This is a genomic window from Streptomyces sp. NBC_01463 (assembly GCA_036227345.1).
In the GTDB taxonomy this organism is placed as follows: Bacteria; Actinomycetota; Actinomycetes; order Streptomycetales; family Streptomycetaceae; genus Streptomyces.
In genome coordinates, this window is record CP109468.1 from 7,847,794 (window position 1) to 7,869,418 (window position 21,625).

Genomic DNA, 21,625 nt, shown 5'->3' on the forward strand with positions numbered 1-21,625 from the left:
GCGCACCGGTTCAGGAGGAGGGCGACCGGTCGCCGTGCCAGGAGCGCCAGAGCGCGGCGTAGGCCCCGTCGGCCGCCACGAGTTCGTCGTGCGTGCCGAGCTCGGTGATCCGGCCGTCCTCCATCACGGCCACCCGGTCCGCGTCGTGCGCCGTCTGCAGCCGGTGCGCGATGGCGATGACGGTCCGGCCCGCGAGGACGGCGGCCAGTGCCCGTTCCGTGTGCCGGGCCGTCCTCGGGTCCAGCAGCGCCGTGGCCTCGTCGAGGATCAGCGTGTGCGGGTCGGCCAGCACCACGCGGGCCAGGGCGAGCTGCTGGGCCCGGGCGCCGTCCGGCCGGTGCCCCGCGTGCCCCAGGTCGGTGTCCAGGCCGTCGGGCAGTTCGTCCGCCCACTCGGCGCCGACCGCGGCGAGCGCGGCGCGCAGTTCGGCGTCGGTCGCGGACTCCGAGGCCATCCGCAGGTTGTCCCGGACCGTGCCCTGGAAGACGTGGTGTTCCTGGGTGACGAGGACGACATGCCGGCGCAGCCGGTCCGCGTCCAGGGCGGCGACAGGCACCCGCCCCACCGTCACCGAGCCGGTGCGCGGGGCGTCGATGCCCGCCAGCAGCCGGCCCAGGGTGGTCTTGCCCGCGCCGGAGGGGCCGACGATCACCAGCCGCTCGCCCGGACGGACCGTCAGGTCGACCTCGTGCAGGACATCGTCCCCGTCCTCGTACGCGTAGGACACACCGGCCACCTCGATCCGGTCGCCGTCCGGAGCGGGGGAGGAGACCGGTGCTGCCTGTGCGGCCGGTGCCAGACCCTCGACCCTGGCGAACGACGCGCTGCTGCTCTGCACCTGCTCCAGACGCTGCAGGATGCTGTCCAGCGGCTGCGAGAGCTGCCGCAGATACAGGGCCGACGCGACCACGGCGCCCAGGCTCATCGCGCCCTGGTCGTGCAGGACGCCACCGAGCAGCAGGACGCCGGCCACCGGGATGACATAGGAGACGTCCACGGCCGGGAAGAGGACACTGCGCAGGAACAGCGTCCGGGTGCGGGTGGACCAGCACCTGTCGATCTCGTCCTGGCAGGCCTCGATGCGCCGCTGCCGCAGCCCGAGGGCCTCGACGGTCCGGGCGCCGGCGGCGGTGGCCGCCAGCTGCTCCGCGAGCGCCGAATTGGCCGCACCCTCCGCGAGGTACGCGGTGAGCGCCCGGCGCAGGTACCAGCGGGAGGCGAACCAGATGCCGGACAGTCCCAGTACGCCGCACACACCGAGCAGCGGGTCGAGCGCGAAGACCGCCCCCAGGATGAACAGCGCCTGCACGGCGGCGATGAGGACCTCGGGACCCGCGTCCCGGAGCGTGGCACCGACCGTGGCGACATCCGTCGTGCCGCGGGTCATCAGGTCACCCGTGCCCGCCCGTTCGACGGCCGCGGCGGGCAGCGCGAGCGCCCGGTCGGTGAACTGCTCGCGGATCCTGGCCAGGGTCCGCTCGCCGAAACGGTGCCCCAGACAGGCGGCCCAGCGGACCAGGAGGAGCTGTGCCAGCGCGAAGACGAGGACGGCGAGCGCGAGGCGGTCCACCGCGGCCACGCCGCTGCCCGCCCTGACCTCGTCGATGATGCGGCCCAGGAGCCACGGGCCGACGAGCCCGGCGGCCGCGGCCAGGGCGTTGAGGGCGATCACGGCGGCGAAGGCGCGCCCGTCCAGCCGGATCAGGCGGAAGGCCGCCCGGCGCACCATGGCCGGTTCGGCGACGGGCAGAGCACGCGACCGGGGCGGGGATGCGGCGGTCATCGGACGGGCTCCCGGCACGGCGGGACGGTATCTCCGCCCGTGCGGTCCCGGTCCTCGTCGTCCAGGCCGCGGGACACCAGCAGGCGGTAGCCACTGTTCCGGTCCAGCAGCTCACGATGGCTTCCGGCGTCCGCGACCGAGCCGTCGACCAGGTAGTACACGGTGTCCGCCCGATCGAGCAGGAGCGGCGAGGTGCTGGTGACGACCGTGGTGCGGCCGGACCGTGCGGCACGCAGCCGGGCCGCCATGGCCGCCTCGGTGTGCGCGTCGACCGCCGATGTCGGCTCCGCCGCCAGGAGCACCTCGGGATCGGCCAGCAGGGCCCGGGCCATGCGGACGCGCTGGCGCTGCCCTCCGGAGAGGTTGCGGCCCTGCGCGTCGACGGGCGAGTCGAGGCCGTCCGGCAGTCCGCGGACGATGTCGAGCGCCATGGCCGCGTGGAGGCCACGGCCGATGGCCGCCTCGTCCGGGTTCCCGGCGCCGCGGACCACCTCCCGCAGCGGGCCGGCGAACAGATCGGCCTCGTTGTCCGCCACGAGTATGCGCCGTCGCACCTGGGTCAGGTCGATCCGGTCGAGGCGGACGGTGCCCCAGGTCGCGGCCGACGGGGTGAACCGCCCGAGCCGGTCGAGCACCGCCGCGGACTCCGAAGGCCGCCCACTGACCAGCGCGGTCAGCACACCGGGCGCCACCTCGACACCGGACGCCGGATCGTGGAGCGCGGACGCGGGTCCGGGCCCGTCCGAAGCCGGCTCGCCGCCGGTGGAATCGGGCTCCAGGGCCAGGAAACGTACGACCCTGCGGGCCGCGACCAGCCCGCGGCCGATGTCGTAACCGCCCTCGATGAAGGACGAGACGGGCACGACGAGGACCGCGGCGTAGCCGTAGACCGCGACGAGTTCGCCGACCGTGAGCGTCCCCTGAGCGGCCATCCGGGCCGCAAGCCAGGTGACGGCCCCCAGGAACAGGGTGGGCAGGCCGACGCCGAGCGCCTGGATCCAGCTGGTCACCGCGCCGACGCGGTACCCCTCCGCCCGCAGCTCCCGCGAGCCCTCCCGGTAGCGCTGTGCGTACGCCTCCTTGCCGCCGATGCCGTTGAGCACCCGCAGACCACTGGCGATGTCCTCGAACCGGGAGGCGAGCCGGCCCTGTTGCTCCCGGTACTCCGCCTCGACCCCCTGGAGCCGCCCCAGCAACGGGCCGACCAGCACGGCGAGCAGCGGCACGCCGGCCAGGACCACCGCCGCGAGCACCACTGAGACGTTCAGCAGCAGAGCGGCCACGACGGCGCAGGCGAGGACCGCGCCGACCCCGGGCCCGGTGACGGTCAGCGTATTGGCGATCATGGCGACGTCGCGGAAGCCGATCGTGACCACTTCGCCGGCCGTGACCCGGCGCGGGAGCGCCGCGCCCAGCCCCGTCGCGTGCCCGACCACCACCTGCACCGAACGGAAGGCGGCGTCCAGCCGCACCCTCGTCATCGTGCGGTGCCGCATGATGGACAGCCACGCGTTCAGCACACCCACACCCAGCAGCGCCGCGATCCAGCCGGCCAGGGCGGACTCCCGCCCCTGCTCCAGCCCGTCGTCGATGGCGCGCGACAACAGGTAGGGCGGCAGCGTCAGACAGACCATCCAGGCGCTGCCGAGCAGGGCACCGGCGGCGATCCGGCGACGCTGGCAGTTGATCAGCCACCAGATGTACCGTGCGGGGCCGCGACAGTCCGGGGCCCCTGGATCCACGCCGATGGATGTCATGTACAGCATCCTAGTGACCGCCTTTCGGCGAGGACGCGGGGAGCCCCGGACCCGTTCGCCGCGGTCAGCCGTGCCAGGACCGCCACAGCGCCGCGTACGCGCCGTCCGCCGCCACCAGCTCGTCATGGCTGCCCAGTTCGCTGATCCGGCCCTGCTCGACGACCGCGATCACATCCGCGTCGTGCGCCGTGTGCAGCCGGTGGGCGATCGCGACGACCGTACGGCCGTCCAGCACCCGGGCCAGCGAACGCTCCAGATGACGGGCCGCGCGCGGGTCGAGCAGCGAAGTCGCCTCGTCCAGCACCAGCGTGTGCGGATCGGCCAGCACCAGCCGGGCCAGCGCGATCTGCTGGGCCTGTGCCGGAGTGAGCGCCAGACCGCCCGAACCGACCTCGGAGTCGAGCCCCTCGTCGAGAGCGCCCGCCCAGCCGCCCGCGTCGACCGCGGCCAGCGAGGCCCACAACTCCGCGTCCTCGGCGCCGGTCCGGGCCAGCAGCAGATTGTCCCGAAGCGACCCGACGAACACATGGTGCTCCTGGTTGACCAGGGCCACATGCGTACGGACCCGCTCCGCCGTCATCTGCGACAACTGAGCCCCGCCCAACGTCACTTCACCGGTCCGCGGCGCGTAGATCCCGGCCAGCAGCCGGCCCAGCGTGGACTTGCCCGCGCCGGACGGACCGACCAGCGCCAGACGCGTACCGGGCGCGACATCCAGCGACACCCTGTGCAGCACGTCGAGACCGGCGCGGTAGCCGAAGTGCACCTCGTCCGCGCGCACATCACGGCCGTCCGGGGTCACCCCCGAGTCACCCGCGTCCGGCTCGATCTCACGGACCCCCACGAGGCGGGCCAGCGACACCTGGGCCACCTGCAGCTCGTCGTACCAGCGCAGGATCAGGTTGATCGGATCCACCATCATCTGCGCCAGCAGCGCACCCGTCGTCAGCTGGCCGACGGTCAGCCAGCCCTCGATGACGAACCAGCCGCCGAGCATCAGCACCGCGCCCAGAATCGTCACGTACGTGACGTTGATGACGGGGAAGAGCACCGACCGCAGGAACAGCGTGTACCGCTCCCAGGCCGTCCACTCCTTGATCCGCCGGTCCGACAGGGCGACCCGGCGGGCACCCAGCCGGTGCGCCTCCACGGTCCGTCCGGCGTCCACGGTCTCCGCGAGCATCGCCGCGACCGCCGCGTAACCGGCCGCCTCCGAGCGGTACGCCGACGGCGCCCGGCGGAAGTACCAGCGGCAGCCGATGATCAGCACCGGCAGCGCGACGAGCGCCGAGAGCGCCAGCGGGGGAGCGGTGACCGCCAGCGCGGCGAGCAGCAGACCCGCCCACACCACACCGATGGCCAGCTGCGGCACCGCCTCGCGCATGGCGTTGGCGAGCCGGTCGATGTCCGTGGTGATCCGGGACAGCAGATCACCCGTCCCGGCCCGCTCCAGCACACCCGGGGGCAGCCGGACCGACCGCACGAGGAAGTCCTCGCGCAGATCCGCCAGCATCTCCTCGCCCAGCATCGCGCTGCGCAGCCGCATCATCCGGGTGACCACCGTCTGGATGGCCAGCGCCACCGCGAACACCACGGCGGTGCGCTCCAGATGGAGATCGGTGACGTCGTCGGACAGGTCCTCGACCAGCCCGCCCAGCAGATACGGGCCGACGATCGACGCGATCACCGCGACGGTGTTGAGCAGCGTGACCACGACGAACGGCCGCCGGTGGCGCCGCATCAGCTCCCGGACATAGGTGCGGACGGTCGCGGGGGTGCCGACCGGCAGGGTCGTCGCCGACTCCGGGGCGGCCGGGTCGTACGCCGGTGGTGCGACGCCGATCATGCCCTCTCCTCGATTCCCTCGATCGTGCCGATCATGGCGGTGCCCGCCGTGTCCGACGTGTCTGATGTGCCTGGTGGGTCTTCGGTTTCCGCGAGGTCCGGCACTGCGTCCGGCGCGGAGGCGGCCGCGATCTCGTCGTCGGTCTCACGGGTGACGACCGCCCGGTAGCGCGGCTCGTCGCGCAGCAGCTCGCGGTGCGTGCCGACCGCCACCACGGTGCCGTCGTGGACCAGCGCCACCCGGTCCGCCAGGTCGAGCAGCAACGGCGACGAGGCGAAGGCCACCGTCGTGCGGTCCTTGCGCAGCGCCTTGATGCCCTCGGCGACACGCGCCTCCGTGTGCGAGTCGACCGCGGACGTCGGCTCGTCCAGCACCAGGGCCTCCGGGTCGGTCACCAGCGACCGGGCCAGGGCGAGCCGCTGACGCTGGCCGCCCGAGAGCGACCGGCCGCGTTCGGTGATCCGGGTGCTCATCGGGTCGCCGTCGGAGCCGACGGACGCCTGCGCCAGCGCGTCCAGGACATCACCGCACTGTGCGGCCGCCAGTGCGTCCACGGCGGCCACCCGGCCGGACGACGGCACGTCGAGGAGCTCGCGCAGCGTGCCGGACAGCAGCACCGGATCCTTGTCCTGGACCAGCACGGCGGTCCGCGCCGCGTCGAGTTCCAGTTCGTCCAGGGGTACTCCCCCGAGCAGGACCGACGGCAGCGCGGGGGTCTCGGTGTCCTCGGCGCCCTCGCTCTCGTCGCCCCGTGCCACGGCCGGCTGGGCGTGACCGCCGAGCCGGTCGGCGAGCCGGCCCGCCTCGTCCGGATCGCCGCACACCACCGCGGTGAACAGCCCCTCCGGGGCCATCAGACCGGTGGCCGGGTCGTAGAGATCACCGGCCGCCACGGCGTCGACCGTGGACGGCCGGGCGACCCGGTTCAGCGCGAGCACCCGGACCGCGCGCTGGGCGGACGGCCGGGAGAAGGAGTACGCCATGGCGATCTCCTCGAAGTGCCGCAACGGCAGCAGCATCAGCGTCGCCGCGCTGTACACCGTCACGAGCTGACCGACGCCGATCCGCCCGTCCCGGGCCAGCACGGCCCCGTAGGTGACCAGCGAGATCAGCAGCACGCCCGGCAGCAGCACCTGGATCGCCGAGATCAGCGACCACATCCGCGCGCTGCGCACGGCGGCCTCGCGGACCTCCTGCGAGGCCCGCCGGTAGCGGCCGAGGAACAGCTCCTCGCCGCCGATACCGCGCAGCACACGCAGCCCGGCCACGGTGTCCGACGCCAGCTCGGTGGCCTTGCCGGCCTTCTCGCGCTGGAGGTCGGCGCGGCGGGTGGCGCGGGGGAGCAACGGCAGTACGGCCAGGGCGAGCAGCGGCATGGAGAGCGCCACGAGCACGCCCAGCGAGGGCAGGTAGAGGACGAGCCCGACACAGATGATGACGAGGGCCGCGGCGGCGGCGGCGAAGCGCGAGAGCGCCTCGACGAACCAGCCGATCTTCTCGACGTCCCCGGTGGACACCGCCACGACCTCCCCCGCGGCGACCCGGCGGGTCAGCGCCGAGCCCAGCTCGGCGGTCTTGCGGGCCAGCAGCTGCTGGACCCGGGCGGCGGCGGTGATCCAGTTGGTGACGGCCGTCCGGTGGAGCATGGTGTCGCCCACCGCGATCAGCACGCCGAGGACCGCGAGCATGCCGCCGGCCAGCGCGAGACGCCCCCCGGACCGGTCGACGACCGACTGGACGGCGAAGCCGACGGCCAGCGGCAGCGACGCGATGGAGCACTGCTGGAGCAGACCCCAGGACATGGACTTGAGCTGTCCGCGGATCTGGCTGCGGCCGAGCCAGATCAGGAAGCGAGGACCCGACCGGACATCGGGATCGCCGGGATCCGAGTACGGAAGATCGCGAATGTGCATGATGTCCCAAAGATCGGAAGGAGCCGAGATCCGCGGGCGGATCTCCAGAAAACACGTGGGGGAGGCGTGTGGGGGGACCAAACCGTCCAAGCCTCGCCCCCCGCCGTGGCCGAGGCAAACCCTTTTACCGGCCGAAGCCGGGGGCCGGGCGGGAGCGCTGCCCCTACGGCGCCGGCGGGGTAAAGATTGGGCACGCATTCACCGGACCACGCGGGCCCGGGCGGCCTCGCACCCCGCGGGGTGCGAGCATGGACGGATGCATATAGCCGGTGCGGTACGAGTGGTGGTCTCGGCGGCCGCCTGTGGTGTCCTGCTCACGACCCTGACGTCGTGCGGCGACGGACAGGACACGAAGAAGAGCGGCACGCCGTCGGCCGGCGCCCGGAAGGACGCCGACAAGGAGCAGACGACCGACCTCAAGCGCATCCCGGACGTGGGTGACCGCCTGGAGGCGCAGATCCCGGACGACTCCCGCCAGGTCGTCGCCGTGTACGGCGCGGGCAAGAACTCCGCGGACTCCACGGTCGTGCTCTACACCCGGACCGGATCCACCTGGGACAAGGCGGCGGACTGGAAGGCCCACAACGGCCGCAAGGGCTGGACCGCCGACCACCACGAGGACGACAAGCGCTCCCCGGTCGGCGTCTTCACCCTCACCGACGCGGGCGGCGCCCTGCCCGACCCGGGCGCCCACCTCCCGTACAGCGAGTCGGCCGCCATCCAGGCCCCGCGCTACTGGGCGAAGCCCTACTGGCACGACTTCGACTACGTCATCGCCATCGACTACAACCGGGTCAAGGGCACCGCCCCCAACGACCCGACGCGCCCCCAGGGCCAGTCGAAGGGCGGCAGCATCTGGCTCCACATGGACCACGGCAGCGGCACCTCGGCCTGTGTGAGCCTGCCGAAGGCGGCCATGGTGAAGCTGCTGCGCACCCTGGACCCGAAGCAGAACCCGGTCGTGGTGATGGGTGACCGGGCGAGTCTCCGGGCCTGACGGGCCGTCCTCAGGGGCCGGGGCGGGTCGCCCGCTCCAGCTCCATCAGGGCCGAGTGGTACGTACGTCCCGTCGCCCGGTCCATCCCGATCTCGCACATGCGGTTCGCGGACAGATAGGCGTCGTACTCCCGGGTGTTCACCTCGGCGGCCTCCTTCGCCGTCGCCGACGCGGTCAGCTCCGGGTGCAGCATGCCCCGGTCGCCCGCGAAGCCGCAGCACGCCGCGTCGTCCGGCATCACGACCTCCTCGGCACACGCCTCGGCGACCGCGCGCAACTGGCCGACGTCGTCGAGATGCTCCATCGAGCAGGTCGGGTGCAGCACCGCCGAACCGGCCTTCCTCAGCACCGTCAGCTCCGGCAGGAGCTCGTCGGCGGCCCAGACCAGCGAGTCGACCACCGTCAGCTCGCGGTGCAACTCCCGGTTGTCGTCGGTCAGATACGGCACCACCTCGTGGGCGATGCCCAGGGTGCACGACGAGGCGTCGACGACCAGAGGAAGCTTTCCGCCGCCGGTCCAGCCCCAGGCGGCCTCGACGATCCGGTTGGCCATCACGGCGTTGCCCGCGTCGTACCCCTTGGAGTGCCAGATCGTGGCGCAGCAGGTGCCCGCGACATCCTCCGGGATCCAGACCGGTTTTCCGGCGCGGGCCGAGATCAGGACCACGGCCTGCGGCAGGGAAGGACCGCGACTGCCCTCCGGTCCGCCGAAGATGCGGTTCACACAGGCCGGGTAGTAGACGGCGCTCGCTGCCGTCCGCGAGGTGCGGGGCAGCTTCCGGGCGGCCGCGCCGGGGATCTCGGGCAGCCACTCGGGCACCAGATCGGGGCGCACGGCCTTGCGGGCCAGACCGGTGACACCTTCGAGCAGCCGGTCGTCGATCCGGGCCGCAGCGGCGACCGCCAGCCGGGCCGCCGCCTCCACGGCACGGAAGTTCTTCGCGGTGAGCGCGGCGACCCGCTCCTCGCGGGGGGAGTGCCGCCGGTGGCGGAAGTCCTTCATCATGGCGCCCGTGTCGATGCCGACCGGACAGGCGAGCTTGCAGGTGGAGTCGCCCGCGCAGGTGTCGACGGCGTCGTAGCCGTAGGCGTCCAGGAGCCCCGTCTCCACCGGGGAACCGTCCGGCTGTCGCATCATCTCCCGGCGCAGCACGATGCGCTGGCGCGGTGAGGTCGTCAGATCATGGCTGGGACAGGTCGGTTCGCAGAAACCGCACTCGATGCAGGGGTCGGCGACCGCCTCGACCTCGGGGATGGTCTTCAGCCCGCGCAGATGGGCCTTCGGGTCGCGGTCCAGGACGATCCGGGGCGCGAGCACCCCGGCCGGGTCGATGACCTGCTTCGTGCGCCACATCAGTTCGGTCGCGTACGGACCCCACTCCAGCTCCAGGAAGGGGGCGATGTTGCGGCCGGTGGCGTGCTCCGCCTTGAGGGAGCCGTCGAAGCGCTCCACGGTGAGCCGGCAGAAGTCCGCCATGAACGCGGCGTACCGGTCGACGTCGGACTGCTTCGCCGCGTCGAAGGCCAGCAGGAAGTGCAGGTTGCCGTGGGCCGCGTGACCCGCGACGGCCGCGTCGAAGCCGTGCTCGGCCTGCAGCGCCAGCAGCGCCTCGCAGGCGTCGGCCAGCCGGGAGGGCGGGACCGCGAAGTCCTCCGTGATCAGCGTCGTACCGGACGGCCGGGATCCGCCGACCGCGGTGACGAAGGCCTTGCGGGCCTTCCAGTAGCCGGAGATGGTCCGGGCGTCGCGGGTGAACTCGTTGGTCACCGAGGTGACGGGCCGGACCAGCTCCAGCTGCCGCACGACCTCGGCCGCCGCCCGCTCGTACGCCTCCTGGCCCGACTCGTCCGGCGCGCGGAACTCCACCAGCAGGGCCGCCGTCTCCTTCGGCAGTCCGGCCCAGTCGGCGGGCACACCCTGGACGCTGACCGAGGCGCGCAGCGTGTTGCCGTCCATCACCTCCACGGCGATGGCGCCCGCCCCGTTGAACAGCGGGACGGCGGCCGCCGCGGCCGTCAGCGAGGGGAAGAAGAGCAGCGCGGTGGAGACCCGGCGGTCCAGCGGCAGGGTGTCGAAGACGACCTCGGAGATGAATCCGAAGGTCCCCTCGGAGCCGACCATGAGACCGCGCAGGATCTCCACCGGCGTCGAACCGTCCAGGAAGGCGTCGAGCCGGTAGCCGTTGGTGTTCTTGATCTCGTACTTGGCCCGGATCCGGGCGGTCAGCGCGGCATCGGCCTCGATCTCCGCCTTCAGGGCGAGCAGCCCCTCGCAGAGCGCCGGCTCCGCGTGCGCCAGGTCCGCGTCGGCCGTGGGGTCGCCGGTGTCCACCACCGTGCCGCTGGGCAGCACGAAGGTGAGGGAGGAGACGGTCCGGTACGAATTGCGGGTGGTGCCGGCGGTCATCCCGGAGGCGTTGTTCGCGACCACCCCGCCGATCGTGCAGGCGATGGCGCTCGCCGGGTCGGGCCCCAGCAGCCGGCCGTGCCGCGCGAGGGTGGCGTTGGCCCGCATGACCGTCGTCCCCGGACGGATCCGGGCCCGCGCGCCCCCGTCCAGGACCTCGATGCCCGCCCAGTGGTGCCGCACGTCGACGAGGATGTCCTCACCCTGCGCCTGCCCGTTCAGACTGGTGCCGGCGGCCCGGAAGACCACGTCGCGCCCCTTGCCGTGGGCGTACGACAGGATCGCGGAGATGTCGTCGAGGTCCTCGGGCACGACGACGACCTGAGGTACGAACCGGTACGGACTCGCGTCGGAGGCGTACCGCACCAGGTCCGAGATCTTCCAGAGCACCTTCTGCGGTCCCAGCAGTGCGGTCAGCTCACCGCGCAGGGGCTCGGGGGTGCCCGCAGCCTGCGCGTCGGGCACCCGGTCGTGCGCGGGGTCACGCGCCGTGCCGGGGCGCAGGGATTGCGGATTCGGCTCCAGCAGTGGCATTCGGGATCCCCTCGGCGGCTCGGCTCGGCGCTTCGCACCCGGTCAGCAGCGGCGCTCCGGCATTCCGTCGACCAGAGCGGTCAGCAGCCCGCCGAGCACCTCGCGCTGATCGGCGGTCAATGGAGCCAGGATCTCCTCTGCGGCCGCCCGGCGCGCGTTGCGCAGCGAGCGCAGCGTGGCGGTGCCCTCGTCCGTGATCTCGATCCGGACCACCCGGCGGCTGTCCGGATCCGGGGTACGGCGCACCCGGCCGCTGGCCTCCAGCCCGTCCACCAGCGTGGTCACGGCGCGGGGGACGACGTCGAGCCGCTGCGCGAGATCCGCCATCCGTGGCGGGCCGTCGTAGTGCGCGACGGTGCGCAGCAGCCGGAACTGCGCGGGCGTGATGCCGATCGGCTCCAGCTGGCGGCTCTGAATGCGCTGGAGCCTGCGGGTCAGCCTCAGCAGCTGTTCGGCGAGCACGCCGTCGCGGTCGGGGGAATCCATACCGGGAACAATATCAGGACCCTGTTCATTGTGAGTATAGGTAACAATGAGCTATGCTCTCATCTGTTCCACTGCCGAGGGCTGCGATTTCCGGGCCCGGAGCCCGCAGGGCGGCCGTCGGCCGTCCCGCCCCACCGCGGACGCGCCCGCAGGCGCGGGCGCCCGCCGTTACCTGTTGTCGCACGCCTGACGAAGGAGCCCATGAAACCCGACGAACCCACGTGGACACCCCCGCCCCGGGACGCCGCCCAGCCGCCCGCCGAGCTGCGCCGCATCCTCCGCCTCTTCCACCCCTATCGCGGCCGCCTCGCGGTGGTCGGACTGCTCGTCGGCGCCTCGTCGCTGGTGTCGGTCGCCTCCCCGTTCCTCCTGCGCGAGATCCTCGACACCGCCATCCCGCAGGGCCGGACCGGGCTGCTCTCGCTGCTCGCCCTCGGCATGATCCTCACTGCCGTGATGAACAGCGTCTTCGGCGTGCTGCAGACCCTCATCTCCACCACGGTCGGCCAGCGGGTCATGCACGACCTGCGTACCGCCGTGTACACCCAGCTCCAGCGGATGCCGCTGGCCTTCTTCACCCGGACCCGCACGGGCGAGGTCCAGTCCCGCATCGCCAACGACATCGGCGGCATGCAGGCCACCGTCACCTCGACGGCGACCTCGCTGGTCTCCAACCTCACCGCGGTCATCGCGACGGTCGTCGCCATGCTCGCGCTCGACTGGCGGCTCACCGTCGTCTCCCTGCTCCTGCTGCCGGTCTTCGTCTGGATCAGCCGCCGGGTGGGCCGTGAGCGCAAGAAGATCACCACCCAGCGCCAGAAGCAGATGGCCGCGATGGCGGCCACGGTCACCGAATCGCTCTCCGTCAGCGGCATCCTGCTCGGCCGCACCATGGGCCGCTCCGACTCGCTCACCAAGGGCTTCGCCGAGGAGTCCGAGCGCCTCGTCGACCTCGAAGTGCGCTCCAGCATGGCCGGACGCTGGCGGATGTCGACGATCGGCATCGTCATGGCCGCCATGCCGGCTGTCATCTACTGGGCCGCGGGTCTCGCCCTGCAGTCCGGCGGACCCGACGTCTCGATCGGTACGCTCGTCGCCTTCGTCTCGCTCCAGCAGGGCCTCTTCCGGCCCGCCGTGAGCCTGCTCTCCACCGGCGTGCAGATGCAGACGTCCCTCGCGCTCTTCCAGCGGATCTTCGAATACCTCGACCTCACGGTGGACATCACCGAACCGGAGCAGCCGGTACGCCTGGAGAAGATCCGTGGCGAGGTCCGCTTCGAGGACGTCGACTTCAGCTACGACGAGAAGAGCGGCCCGACGCTCAGCGGTGTCGACGTGACCGTGCCCGCCGGCGCCAGCCTGGCCGTCGTCGGTCCCACCGGTTCCGGCAAGTCCACCCTCAGCTATCTGGTGCCGAGGCTGTACGACGTCACCGGTGGCCGGGTCACCCTCGACGGGGTCGACGTGCGCGATCTTGACTTCGACACCCTCGCCAGGGCGGTCGGCGTCGTCTCCCAGGAGACCTACCTCTTCCACGCCTCGGTCGCCGACAACCTCCGCTTCGCCAAGCCGGACGCAACCGACGAGGAGATCGAGGAAGCCGCCCGCGCGGCGCAGATCCACGACCACATCGCCTCCCTGCCCGACGGTTACGACACCCTCGTCGGTGAGCGCGGATACCGCTTCTCCGGGGGCGAGAAGCAGCGCCTGGCCATCGCGCGCACGATCCTGCGCGACCCGCCGGTGCTGATCCTCGACGAGGCGACGAGCGCCCTCGACACCCGTACGGAATTCGCGGTGCAGGAAGCGATCGACGCACTCTCGGCAGGACGCACCACGATCACCATCGCCCACCGGCTCTCCACGGTGCGCGACGCCGACCAGATCGTCGTCCTGGACGGTGGCCGCACCGCGGAGCGCGGCAGCCACGAGGAACTGCTCCAGCAGGACGGGCGCTACGCCGCCCTGGTCCGCAGGGACACCCACCTCGCCCCCGTGGCAGCGGGCTGACCTGCCGCCCGGCCCTTGCAGCGGCATTGCGCCCGCTGCCCCCGACTTCGCGGCCCGGAGCCGCTCCTTCCCGGTCCCGCGGCGCGCGGCCGACGCCACACAGGCGCGGCACATACGCGACACGGACACGACGCGGACGGGGCGCACACGACGGCGCCGCCGCTCCCGTGGGACGGGGAACGACGGCGCCGGGCGGAGCTATGGTCAGATGAGCCAACCCACGAAGTGGACGACGCCGGCCAGCAGGTTGGTGATCAGGTTCATCGGGTGTTTCTCCTTGTGCATGATGTAACTCAGGGACAGCACAGTCGCGGTCTGCAGCCCGTCGCTTGCGCCCTGTAATCATCAACCGCCGCAGGGTGGTTGAGCAACGAATGCCGATACGATCACGCGTTCCAGCGAACATCCGATCCCCTGTTCGTGTGTTCACTTCGCGCGATGCGGGGCGCGTGTCGCCACGGACGGGGTACCGGACGGCGGGATCGGCGCGGGATAGCGTGCCCGCATGGTGAACGAGTCCCCGGACACCCCTCCAGGACGCAGGACCCGCCGCAGTTCCCGCCGCAGGCTCCGCCCGACCCGGCGCGGCCGTCTGCTGCTCCTCGTCGGAGCCGTGCTCGTGCTCGGGGTCGCCGCCGCCGTTCTCGTACCGCTGCTGACCAGGGAGCCGAAGACCGCCGAGCAGACCCGCTCCCTGGTGATTCCGGAGGGCCGGCGGGCAGTGCAGGTGTACGCGGCCGCCGACAAGGTCCTCGGTGAACCCGCCGGCACCACGGAGAAGGCCGTGGCGACAGCGGATCTGCCGCTGCCGGCCGAGGCGAAGGGCAACCCGGAGGGCTACCTCTTCCCGGCGACGTACCCCGTCACCTCCGCCACGACCCCGAAGAGCCTGCTGCGCTACATGGCCGACACGGCACAGAGCCGCTTCGGCAAGGACCACATCACGGCCGGAGCGCAGCGCAACAACGTCACCGTGTACCAGACGGTGACGATCGCCAGCATCGTCCAGGCCGAGGCGGACACCGAGTCCGACATGGGGAAGGTGGCCCGGGTCATCCACAACCGGCTCGACCGCGGCATGCCCCTCCAGATGGACTCGACGCTCAACTACGCGCTGAACCGCAGCACTCTGGACACCACCACCGGCGACACGAAGATCGACAGCCCGTACAACAGCTACGAACGCAAGGGCCTGCCGCCCACACCCATCGGCAATCCGGGCGAGCAGGCGATGGTGGCGGCGATCAGCCCCACGCCCGGCCCCTGGCTCTACTTCGTCACGGTCGCACCGGGCGACACCCGTTTCACCGACGACTACGCCGAACAGCAGCGCAACGTGGCCGAGTTCAACCGCAACCGCCGCGGCGCGGGCACCGGCTGAGCGGCGCGTACCGAAGCACTCACACGGACACGGGCACGGACACGGCGTCCTCCTCGGCGGTCCCGGGCGCGGTCCGCGCCAGCAGCCGACTGATGGAGCGGACGGCGGCGCGCCCGGCCCGGTTGGCGCCGATGGTGCTGGCGGACGGCCCGTACCCGACGAGATGGATGCGCTCGTCCCGCACGGCCTGCGTCCCCTCGACCTTGATTCCGCCGCCCGGCTCACGGAGCCTCATCTGGGCGAGATGGTCGACGGCGGCCCGGAAACCGGTCGCCCAGAGGATGACGTCGGCCTCGACGCTCCGACCGTCGTCCCAGGCCACGCCGGTCGGTGTGATCCGGTCGAACATGGGGAGCCGGTCGAGCACCCCCGACTCGCGGGCCCGCCGGACGGCGTCGGTCACCGGCAGCCCGGTCACGCTCACGACACTCTCGGGCGGCAGCCCGCGCCGCACCCGTTCCTCCACCATGGCCACGGCCGCCCGGCCCTGGTCCGCGCCGAACGGCCCCTCCCGGAAGACCGGCGGCCGCCGGGTCACCCAGTGGGTGTCCGCCGCCACCTCGGCGATCTCCATCAGGTGCTGGGTGCCGGATGCCCCGCCCCCCACGACGACCACCCGCTGCCCGGCGAACTCGGCGGGCCCCGGATAGTTCGCGGTGTGCAACTGCCGCCCGCGGAAGGTGTCCTGTCCCGGGTAGCGCGGCCAGAACGGCCGGTCCCAGGTCCCCGTGGCGTTGATCAGGGCGCGGGTCGCGTACGTCCCCTCGGATGTCTCGACGAGCAGCCGGCCGCCCTCGCCCTCACGCACCGCACTGACCTCGACCGGCCGGTGCACCCGCAGGCCGAAGGCGCGCTCGTACGCGTCGAAGTACTCCCCGATCACCTCGGACGAGGGCCGGCTGTCGTCGGCCCCGGTCAGCTCCATGCCGGGCAGGGCGTGCATGCCGTGCACCTTGCCGTACGTCAGCGAGGGCCAGCGGAACTGCCAGGCGCCGCCGGGGTGCGGGGCATGGTCGAGGACCACGAAATCGCGGTCCGGCTCCAGACCGCTGCGGCGCAGATGGTAGGCGCCGGACAGACCTGCCTGTCCGGCACCGATCACCACGACATCGACTGAGTGCACCCCGACGTTGTTCACGTTTCTACTAACCGTGGCGGGTGTGCGGATCTTCCCGCAGAGGCGATCGGGCCGTGCCCGGCCTCGCGCCCCGGCGCATCCGCCGGTCTCACCGCCCCCCGGCGAACAGCAACGGCGCCCCGCCCGGTGCGGAGGCCGGCCGGCCGTTCACCGCGGGCACTCCCAGCAACGGGGACGCCGGGACGGTCGACAGCAGCCCCCGGCGCGCCAGCTCGGGCGTGACACCCTCGCCGAACCAGTACGCCTCCTCCAGGTGCGGGTACCCGGACAGCACGAAGTGCTCCACCCCCAGGGAGTGGTACTCCTCGATCCGGTCCGCGACCTCGGCGTGACTGCCGACCAGCGCGGTCCCGGCGCCACCCCGCACCAGACCGACCCCGGCCCACAGGTTCGGCGCGATCTCCAGCTGATCGCGCGAACCGCCGTGCAGCGCCAGCATCCGCTGCTGCCCCACCGACTCACTGCGCCCCAGCGCCTGCTGAGCGGCCGCGATCGTGTCGGCGTCGAGGTCGCCGAGCAGCCGGTCGGCCGTCGCCCACGCCTCCTTCGAGGAGTCGCGCGAGATGGTGTGCAGCCGGATCCCGAACCGGACCGTGCGTCCCTGCTCCTCGGCCAGCCCGCGAATCCAGTCGATCTTCTTCTTCACATCGGCGGGCCGCTCGCCCCACGTCAGATAGACGTCCGCGTGCGCGGCGGCGACGGGCCCCGCCGCGGCCGAGGACCCGCCGAAGAAGATGTCGGGCAGCGGGTCCGGCGGCAGCGCCGTCAGCCCGCCCTCCACCTGATAGTGCTCACCGTCGAAGTCGAACGGCTGCCCGCTCCAGGCGCCCCGCACCACCGACAGGAACTCCGCGGTCCTGGCGTACCGCCGGTCATGGTCCAGATGGTCCCCGAACCGGCGCTGCTCCGTCGAGTCGCCGCCGGTCACCACGTTCAGCAGCAGCCGCCCCCGGGTGATCCGCTGATACGTCGCGGCCATCTGCGCGGCGAGCACGGGCGAGATCACCCCCGGCCGGAACGCCACCAGGAACTTCAGCCGCTCGGTGTGCTGAGCCAGCGCCACGGTCGTCAGCCAGGCGTCCTCGCACCAGGTACCGGTCGGCGTCAGCACCGCCTCGAAGCCCAGCTGCTCGGCGGCCTTCGCGATCTGCGCCAGGTACTCGATGTCGGGGGCGCGCACCCCGCTGGTCGGGGTGATCCGGTCCCGCTTGATCCCGCCGTCGGTGTACGCGTGCCGGTCGACGAGCGTGCGCCCGTCACCGCCGGTGGGGAGGAACCAGTGCAGATGGACGTTCATGAGGAGGCCTTTCCGTACGAGCGGGGGAGGGCGGGTTCACAGAGGGGCACGGCAGGGGGTTCAGGAGACGAGGCGGAGCGGTCCGGCCCCGGACCCGAACCGGACCCGGGGCCGGCCCCGTTCGGCGTCGGAGCGTGCGGAGTCGGATCAGACGTCGGCCTCCGGACCGAGCTCGGCGAGCAGCCGCGCACGCAGCGAGGCGAACTCGGGTGTACCGGGCAGGCGTGGACGGTCCGCCGCGACCGGCGTCCCGTACGTGATCACGCCGTCCCGCAGCACGAGCGCACGGTCGGCGAACAGCAGCGCCTGGTCCACATCCCGGGTGACGAGCAGAACCGTGCACCCACGGTGCCGCCGCCGGAGCTCGGCCACCGGCCACGAGGCGGCGATGTCGCCGAACGGGTCGTCGAGAAGCAGCAGATCGGGCCGGCGGGCCGGCACCCGTGCGACCGGGACGCGCCGGGCCCCGTCGCCGGAGAGCGCCCTCGGCCAGGCCCGGGACCGACGGAGGGGCGCGCAGTCTTCCCCCACCACTTCCACGAAGCCTGGTCCGGGATGATCTCCCGAAGGCGGCTCGAGCAGCTTGCGCCAGAGCCGTTTCCAGGGCGCAGGCCGCGGTGCCGGCCGAAGGAGCACACGCCCCTTCGGCACCAGAACGGTCCCGCGGATCTCCCGGTCGAGCCCGGCGAGCACCCGCAGGAGCGTCGACTTGCCACTGCCGCCGCGCCCGAGCACGGCGGTGAACTCCCCCGCGCGCAGGGTGAGATCGAGCCCGTCGATGACGGCCCGTCCGCCGAAGGAACGGGTCAGCCCGACGACGCGTACGACGTCCTGCGGAGGAAGGGCCGGTGAGGGGGAGGGGGCGCTCATGACTCCGTGCAGGTCGGTCGCCATGACGGCAGCCTTTCCGGGATACGGACGACGAGATCGGGAGGTGGGACTCCGGGAGGCATCCCCGAGACCCGGCCCCGGGCCCGCACCGGTAGGAACCGGACCAGGAGATCCCCGGACGCATAAGGCCGAGGACGGAGACGGGACGGGGCGGGGCGTGCACACCATCAGGCGGAGGGGCCGACGGATCACTCCGCCCGGTCACTCACGGGTCATGCGTGGAGGAACGTCAGCAGCCGCGGCGACAACACGCGGCAGAGGCCACCCGCAGCAGGTCGATGTGACCGCGCGAAGTGAGCATGACTGACCGGAACATGGCGCCGAACGTAGCCGCCGACAGGAGGACGGTCAACGGTGTCTCGGCACCTGGACGAGCAATCCTGCGTGGTGGGCGGGAGAATGGGCGCATGTCCTCCGCCTTCACCACCAGCGTCCTTCACGTCACCACCGGCACGACGGAGACCGTCACCGACCTGACGTCCGACTGCGAGCAGTTCCTCAGCCGCACGGCCGCGGGCCGCGACGGCCTGCTCAACATCTTCGTCCCGCACGCGACGGCGGGCATCGCCGTACTGGAGACCGGCGCGGGCAGCGACGACGACCTCCTGGCCGCCCTGCACGCCCTGCTCCCGGCCGACGACCGCTGGCAGCACCGCCACGGCAGCCCGGGCCACGGCCGCGACCACGTCCTCCCGGCCCTCGTCCCGCCGCACGCGACGCTGCCCGTGATCGCGGGACGGCTGGAGCTGGGGACGTGGCAGTCGGTGTGTCTGGTGGACACCAACAAGGACAACGCCAACCGTCAGGTGCGGCTGAGCTTCCTGGGCTGACCAGGGTCGCTCGCAGGCGGTCATGTTGAGCGGGCCCCGCGTTCCGGCGGCTTCACACAGCGGACGGACCGCGCTGCACGGCAGCAGGTGAGCAGGCCCGGGCAACTTCGATCCGGCCTATCTGTTCATGACCACCGTTCGAATTCGGCGTCGAGGCGCGGGTCGGTGCGTACCCAGACTTCGCCATCGGCGGCCTCGGCCGGGGCGTCGACTCCTTCGATGCCGAGGAATTCGATCAACTTGAGCAGTTCGGCCCGTTCGGCCCGGTCGTCACCGACGTCATGGGAGTCGAAGAAGACGTAGTACTGGTCGCTCGGGTCTACGATGCCCGAATCTGCCCAGATCCGGGCGACTTCCTCGATTGCCGCGGCCTCGGTCGTGATCGTGGCGGCGCGAGCAACGCCACGAGTCTCCGGTGACGCGTCGAGGTCCGCGAGGTCCGGGAACCACTGGCCGAAGTGGTCGAGGCCGGTGTATCCGTTCTCGAAGAAGAGCATCGCGCTCGGAAGGTAGCGATTCCCCCTGTCCACCCGGAGGTATTCCGACCGGGGTGTGTCCGCCGCCTCGATCCGGGCGATCACGCCTTGTCCGGGCATGAGCACCAAGCTCTGTCCCGCCGGTTCATCCTCGATGGTGTAAGTAGCAGAGTCTCGATCCCGGAAGAAAGCGGAGAATGCCACGTACGCTTCCTGGGGGTTGCCCACGGAGACCTGCTGGTCGTTGCCGTCACCGACGGCGAAGACGAACTGTTTTGGGCCAGGGGCGTAAGGGCGGGCCACGTGTGTCCTTCCAGCAGGTGTGATACGCGCGTCAGCGTAGTCGCATCAGAGCTGACGGACCGGCCGCCGTTCATGGCCGACGAACTGCCGGAAGGGCCGGCGGGAGGCTGCCTCGAACGCCGGTGCCTCGCGGCCGTTACCGCCACCGTGACACCGCACATGATGCGCGAGGTCGGTGGGCGCCTCGGCCCGGAGCACGCCGCGGTGCTGACCGGCCGGAGGCCTGACCTCCGGCCGGTCAGCACCCACGCTCGTCAGGTGGCGTTGCCCGTCGGGATCACGGCGACAGCAGGGGCGGGGACGGTGTCCGTGTCGTCGGCGGCCGCGGCCTTCGCCGATGTTGCGATTCCGAGCTTCTCGAGGATCTTCCTCTCGATCTCGTCGGTGAGGCCGGGGTTGTCCTTGAGGAAGGCGCGGGCCTTCTCCTTGCCCTGGCCGAGCTGGTCGCCCTCGTACGTGTACCAGGCGCCGGCCTTGCGGACGAAGCCGTTGTCCACGCCCATGTCGATCAGACCGCCCTCGCGGCTGATGCCCTGGCCGTAGAGGATGTCGAACTCGGCCTGCTTGAAGGGCGGCGCGACCTTGTTCTTGACGACCTTGACACGGGTGCGGTTGCCGATCGCGTCGGTCCCGTCCTTCAGTGTCTCGATACGCCGGATGTCCAGGCGCACCGAGGCGTAGAACTTCAGCGCACGGCCGCCGGTCGTGGTCTCCGGCGAGCCGAACATCACGCCGATCTTCTCGCGGAGCTGATTGATGAAGATCGCCGTCGTCCTCGTCTGGCTGAGCGCGCTGGTGATCTTCCGGAGCGCCTGGCTCATCAGACGGGCCTGCAGGCCCATGTGGGAGTCACCCATGGCGCCCTCGATCTCGGCACGCGGCACCAGGGCCGCGACGGAGTCGATCACGATCAGGTCGATCGCGCCGGAGCGGATCAGGATGTCGACGATCTCCAGCGCCTGTTCGCCGTTGTCCGGCTGGGACAGGATGAGGTTGTCGGTGTCGACGCCGAGCTTCTTGGCGTACTCCGGGTCCAGGGCGTGTTCGGCGTCGACGAAGGCCACCGTGCCGCCGGCTTTCTGCGCGTTCGCCACCGCGTGCAGCGTCAGCGTCGTCTTGCCGGAGGACTCCGGTCCGTACACCTCCACCACGCGGCCGCGCGGCAGTCCGCCGACGCCGAGCGCCACGTCCAGCGCCGTGGACCCGGTGGGGATCACCTCGATGGGCTCGTTCGGCCGCTCGCCCAGGCGCATGACCGCACCCTTGCCGAACTTCCGCTCGATCTGCGCGAGCGCGGTGTCCAGCGCCTTCTCGTGGTCGGTTCCTGCCATGAGCTTCACCCGGTCCGATTGAGTGGCCCGCCGCACGTCGGAGAACGTGGGCGTCTGCTGCCGACAACGGACGTGTCGGAGATCCAGAAACGAACATCCGATCGATTTACGTGTCCGTTGAAAGGTACCAAACGGAGGCAAGCGGGACGGTGTACGCGCCGGACCACTCCGGAGGCGGGCCGCGGCCGGGCCGGCGGTCGGCCATGCGGCCGGACCCGGTGGGGATCCTCCAGTCCGGTCGCCGG

Annotated in this window: 15 protein-coding genes; 4 read left to right on the plus strand and 11 right to left on the minus strand. The window is 71.9% G+C overall.

What is annotated here, in order from left to right:
• Window positions 1–10 precede the first annotated feature (10 nt).
• The 4 genes from OG521_34530 to OG521_34545 form a co-directional block, all read right to left on the minus strand.
• Window positions 11–1,783, minus strand: a complete 1,773-nt coding sequence (locus tag OG521_34530; GenBank protein WUW25604.1) for an ABC transporter ATP-binding protein/permease — start codon at window positions 1,781–1,783, stop codon at window positions 11–13.
• Window positions 1,780–3,540 (minus strand): ABC transporter ATP-binding protein/permease, encoded by a 1,761-nt coding sequence (locus OG521_34535; protein ID WUW25605.1) that lies wholly within the window; start codon window positions 3,538–3,540, stop codon window positions 1,780–1,782. Before OG521_34535 ends, OG521_34530 begins: the two co-directional genes overlap by 4 nt.
• Window positions 3,541–3,604: 64 nt before the next feature.
• Window positions 3,605–5,386 (minus strand): ABC transporter ATP-binding protein/permease, encoded by a 1,782-nt coding sequence (locus OG521_34540; GenBank protein WUW25606.1) that lies wholly within the window; start codon window positions 5,384–5,386, stop codon window positions 3,605–3,607.
• Window positions 5,383–7,299, minus strand: coding sequence for an ABC transporter ATP-binding protein/permease (locus OG521_34545; protein WUW25607.1), 1,917 nt, complete (start codon window positions 7,297–7,299; stop codon window positions 5,383–5,385). Before OG521_34545 ends, OG521_34540 begins: the two co-directional genes overlap by 4 nt.
• A gap of 256 nt (window positions 7,300–7,555) precedes the next feature.
• Between OG521_34545 and OG521_34550 the strand changes: the two genes are divergently transcribed.
• Complete coding sequence (locus OG521_34550; GenBank protein ID WUW25608.1) at window positions 7,556–8,296, plus strand: hypothetical protein; 741 nt, start codon at window positions 7,556–7,558, stop codon at window positions 8,294–8,296.
• A gap of 10 nt (window positions 8,297–8,306) precedes the next feature.
• On the opposite strand, the gene OG521_34555 is transcribed toward OG521_34550, so the two are convergent.
• Both OG521_34555 and OG521_34560 read right to left on the minus strand, forming a co-directional pair.
• On the minus strand, window positions 8,307–11,237 hold the full coding sequence (locus OG521_34555; protein WUW25609.1) for an FAD-binding oxidoreductase: 2,931 nt from the start codon (window positions 11,235–11,237) through the stop codon (window positions 8,307–8,309).
• Between the two features lie 42 nt (window positions 11,238–11,279).
• Entirely contained in the window at window positions 11,280–11,723 is a 444-nt protein-coding gene (locus OG521_34560; GenBank protein ID WUW25610.1) for a MarR family transcriptional regulator, read from the minus strand.
• Between the two features lie 201 nt (window positions 11,724–11,924).
• On the opposite strand from OG521_34560, the gene OG521_34565 reads away from it, so the two are divergent.
• Window positions 11,925–13,733, plus strand: coding sequence for an ABC transporter ATP-binding protein/permease (locus tag OG521_34565; protein WUW25611.1), 1,809 nt, complete (start codon window positions 11,925–11,927; stop codon window positions 13,731–13,733).
• Between the two features lie 505 nt (window positions 13,734–14,238).
• On the plus strand, window positions 14,239–15,114 hold the full coding sequence (gene mltG, locus OG521_34570) for an endolytic transglycosylase MltG (protein WUW25612.1): 876 nt from the start codon (window positions 14,239–14,241) through the stop codon (window positions 15,112–15,114).
• A gap of 19 nt (window positions 15,115–15,133) precedes the next feature.
• Here the strand turns inward: mltG and OG521_34575 are convergent, their stop codons facing one another.
• The 3 genes from OG521_34575 to OG521_34585 all read right to left on the minus strand — a co-directional run bounded on the left by OG521_34575 (window position 15,134) and on the right by OG521_34585 (window position 18,419).
• Window positions 15,134–16,237, minus strand: a complete 1,104-nt coding sequence (locus tag OG521_34575; protein WUW25613.1) for an NAD(P)/FAD-dependent oxidoreductase — start codon at window positions 16,235–16,237, stop codon at window positions 15,134–15,136.
• A 103-nt stretch (window positions 16,238–16,340) separates the two neighbouring features.
• A complete protein-coding gene (locus tag OG521_34580; protein ID WUW25614.1) occupies window positions 16,341–17,549 on the minus strand; it encodes an LLM class flavin-dependent oxidoreductase in 1,209 nt (402 codons plus the stop codon).
• Between the two features lie 147 nt (window positions 17,550–17,696).
• Window positions 17,697–18,419 carry an ATP-binding cassette domain-containing protein gene (locus tag OG521_34585; protein ID WUW26899.1) on the minus strand — a complete coding sequence of 241 codons (723 nt, stop codon included), beginning with the start codon at window positions 18,417–18,419 and terminating at the stop codon, window positions 17,697–17,699.
• Between the two features lie 428 nt (window positions 18,420–18,847).
• On the opposite strand from OG521_34585, the gene OG521_34590 reads away from it, so the two are divergent.
• Window positions 18,848–19,270: a secondary thiamine-phosphate synthase enzyme YjbQ gene (locus tag OG521_34590; protein WUW25615.1), complete on the plus strand. Its 423-nt coding sequence runs from the start codon at window positions 18,848–18,850 to the stop codon at window positions 19,268–19,270.
• A 125-nt stretch (window positions 19,271–19,395) separates the two neighbouring features.
• On the opposite strand, the gene OG521_34595 is transcribed toward OG521_34590, so the two are convergent.
• Together OG521_34595 and recA are read right to left on the minus strand one after the other, a co-directional pair.
• A complete protein-coding gene (locus OG521_34595; protein ID WUW25616.1) occupies window positions 19,396–20,049 on the minus strand; it encodes a DUF6357 family protein in 654 nt (217 codons plus the stop codon).
• Window positions 20,050–20,303: 254 nt separating this feature from the next.
• A complete protein-coding gene (gene recA / locus OG521_34600) occupies window positions 20,304–21,380 on the minus strand; it encodes a recombinase RecA (GenBank protein WUW25617.1) in 1,077 nt (358 codons plus the stop codon).
• Between the last annotated feature and the right edge of the window lie 245 nt (window positions 21,381–21,625).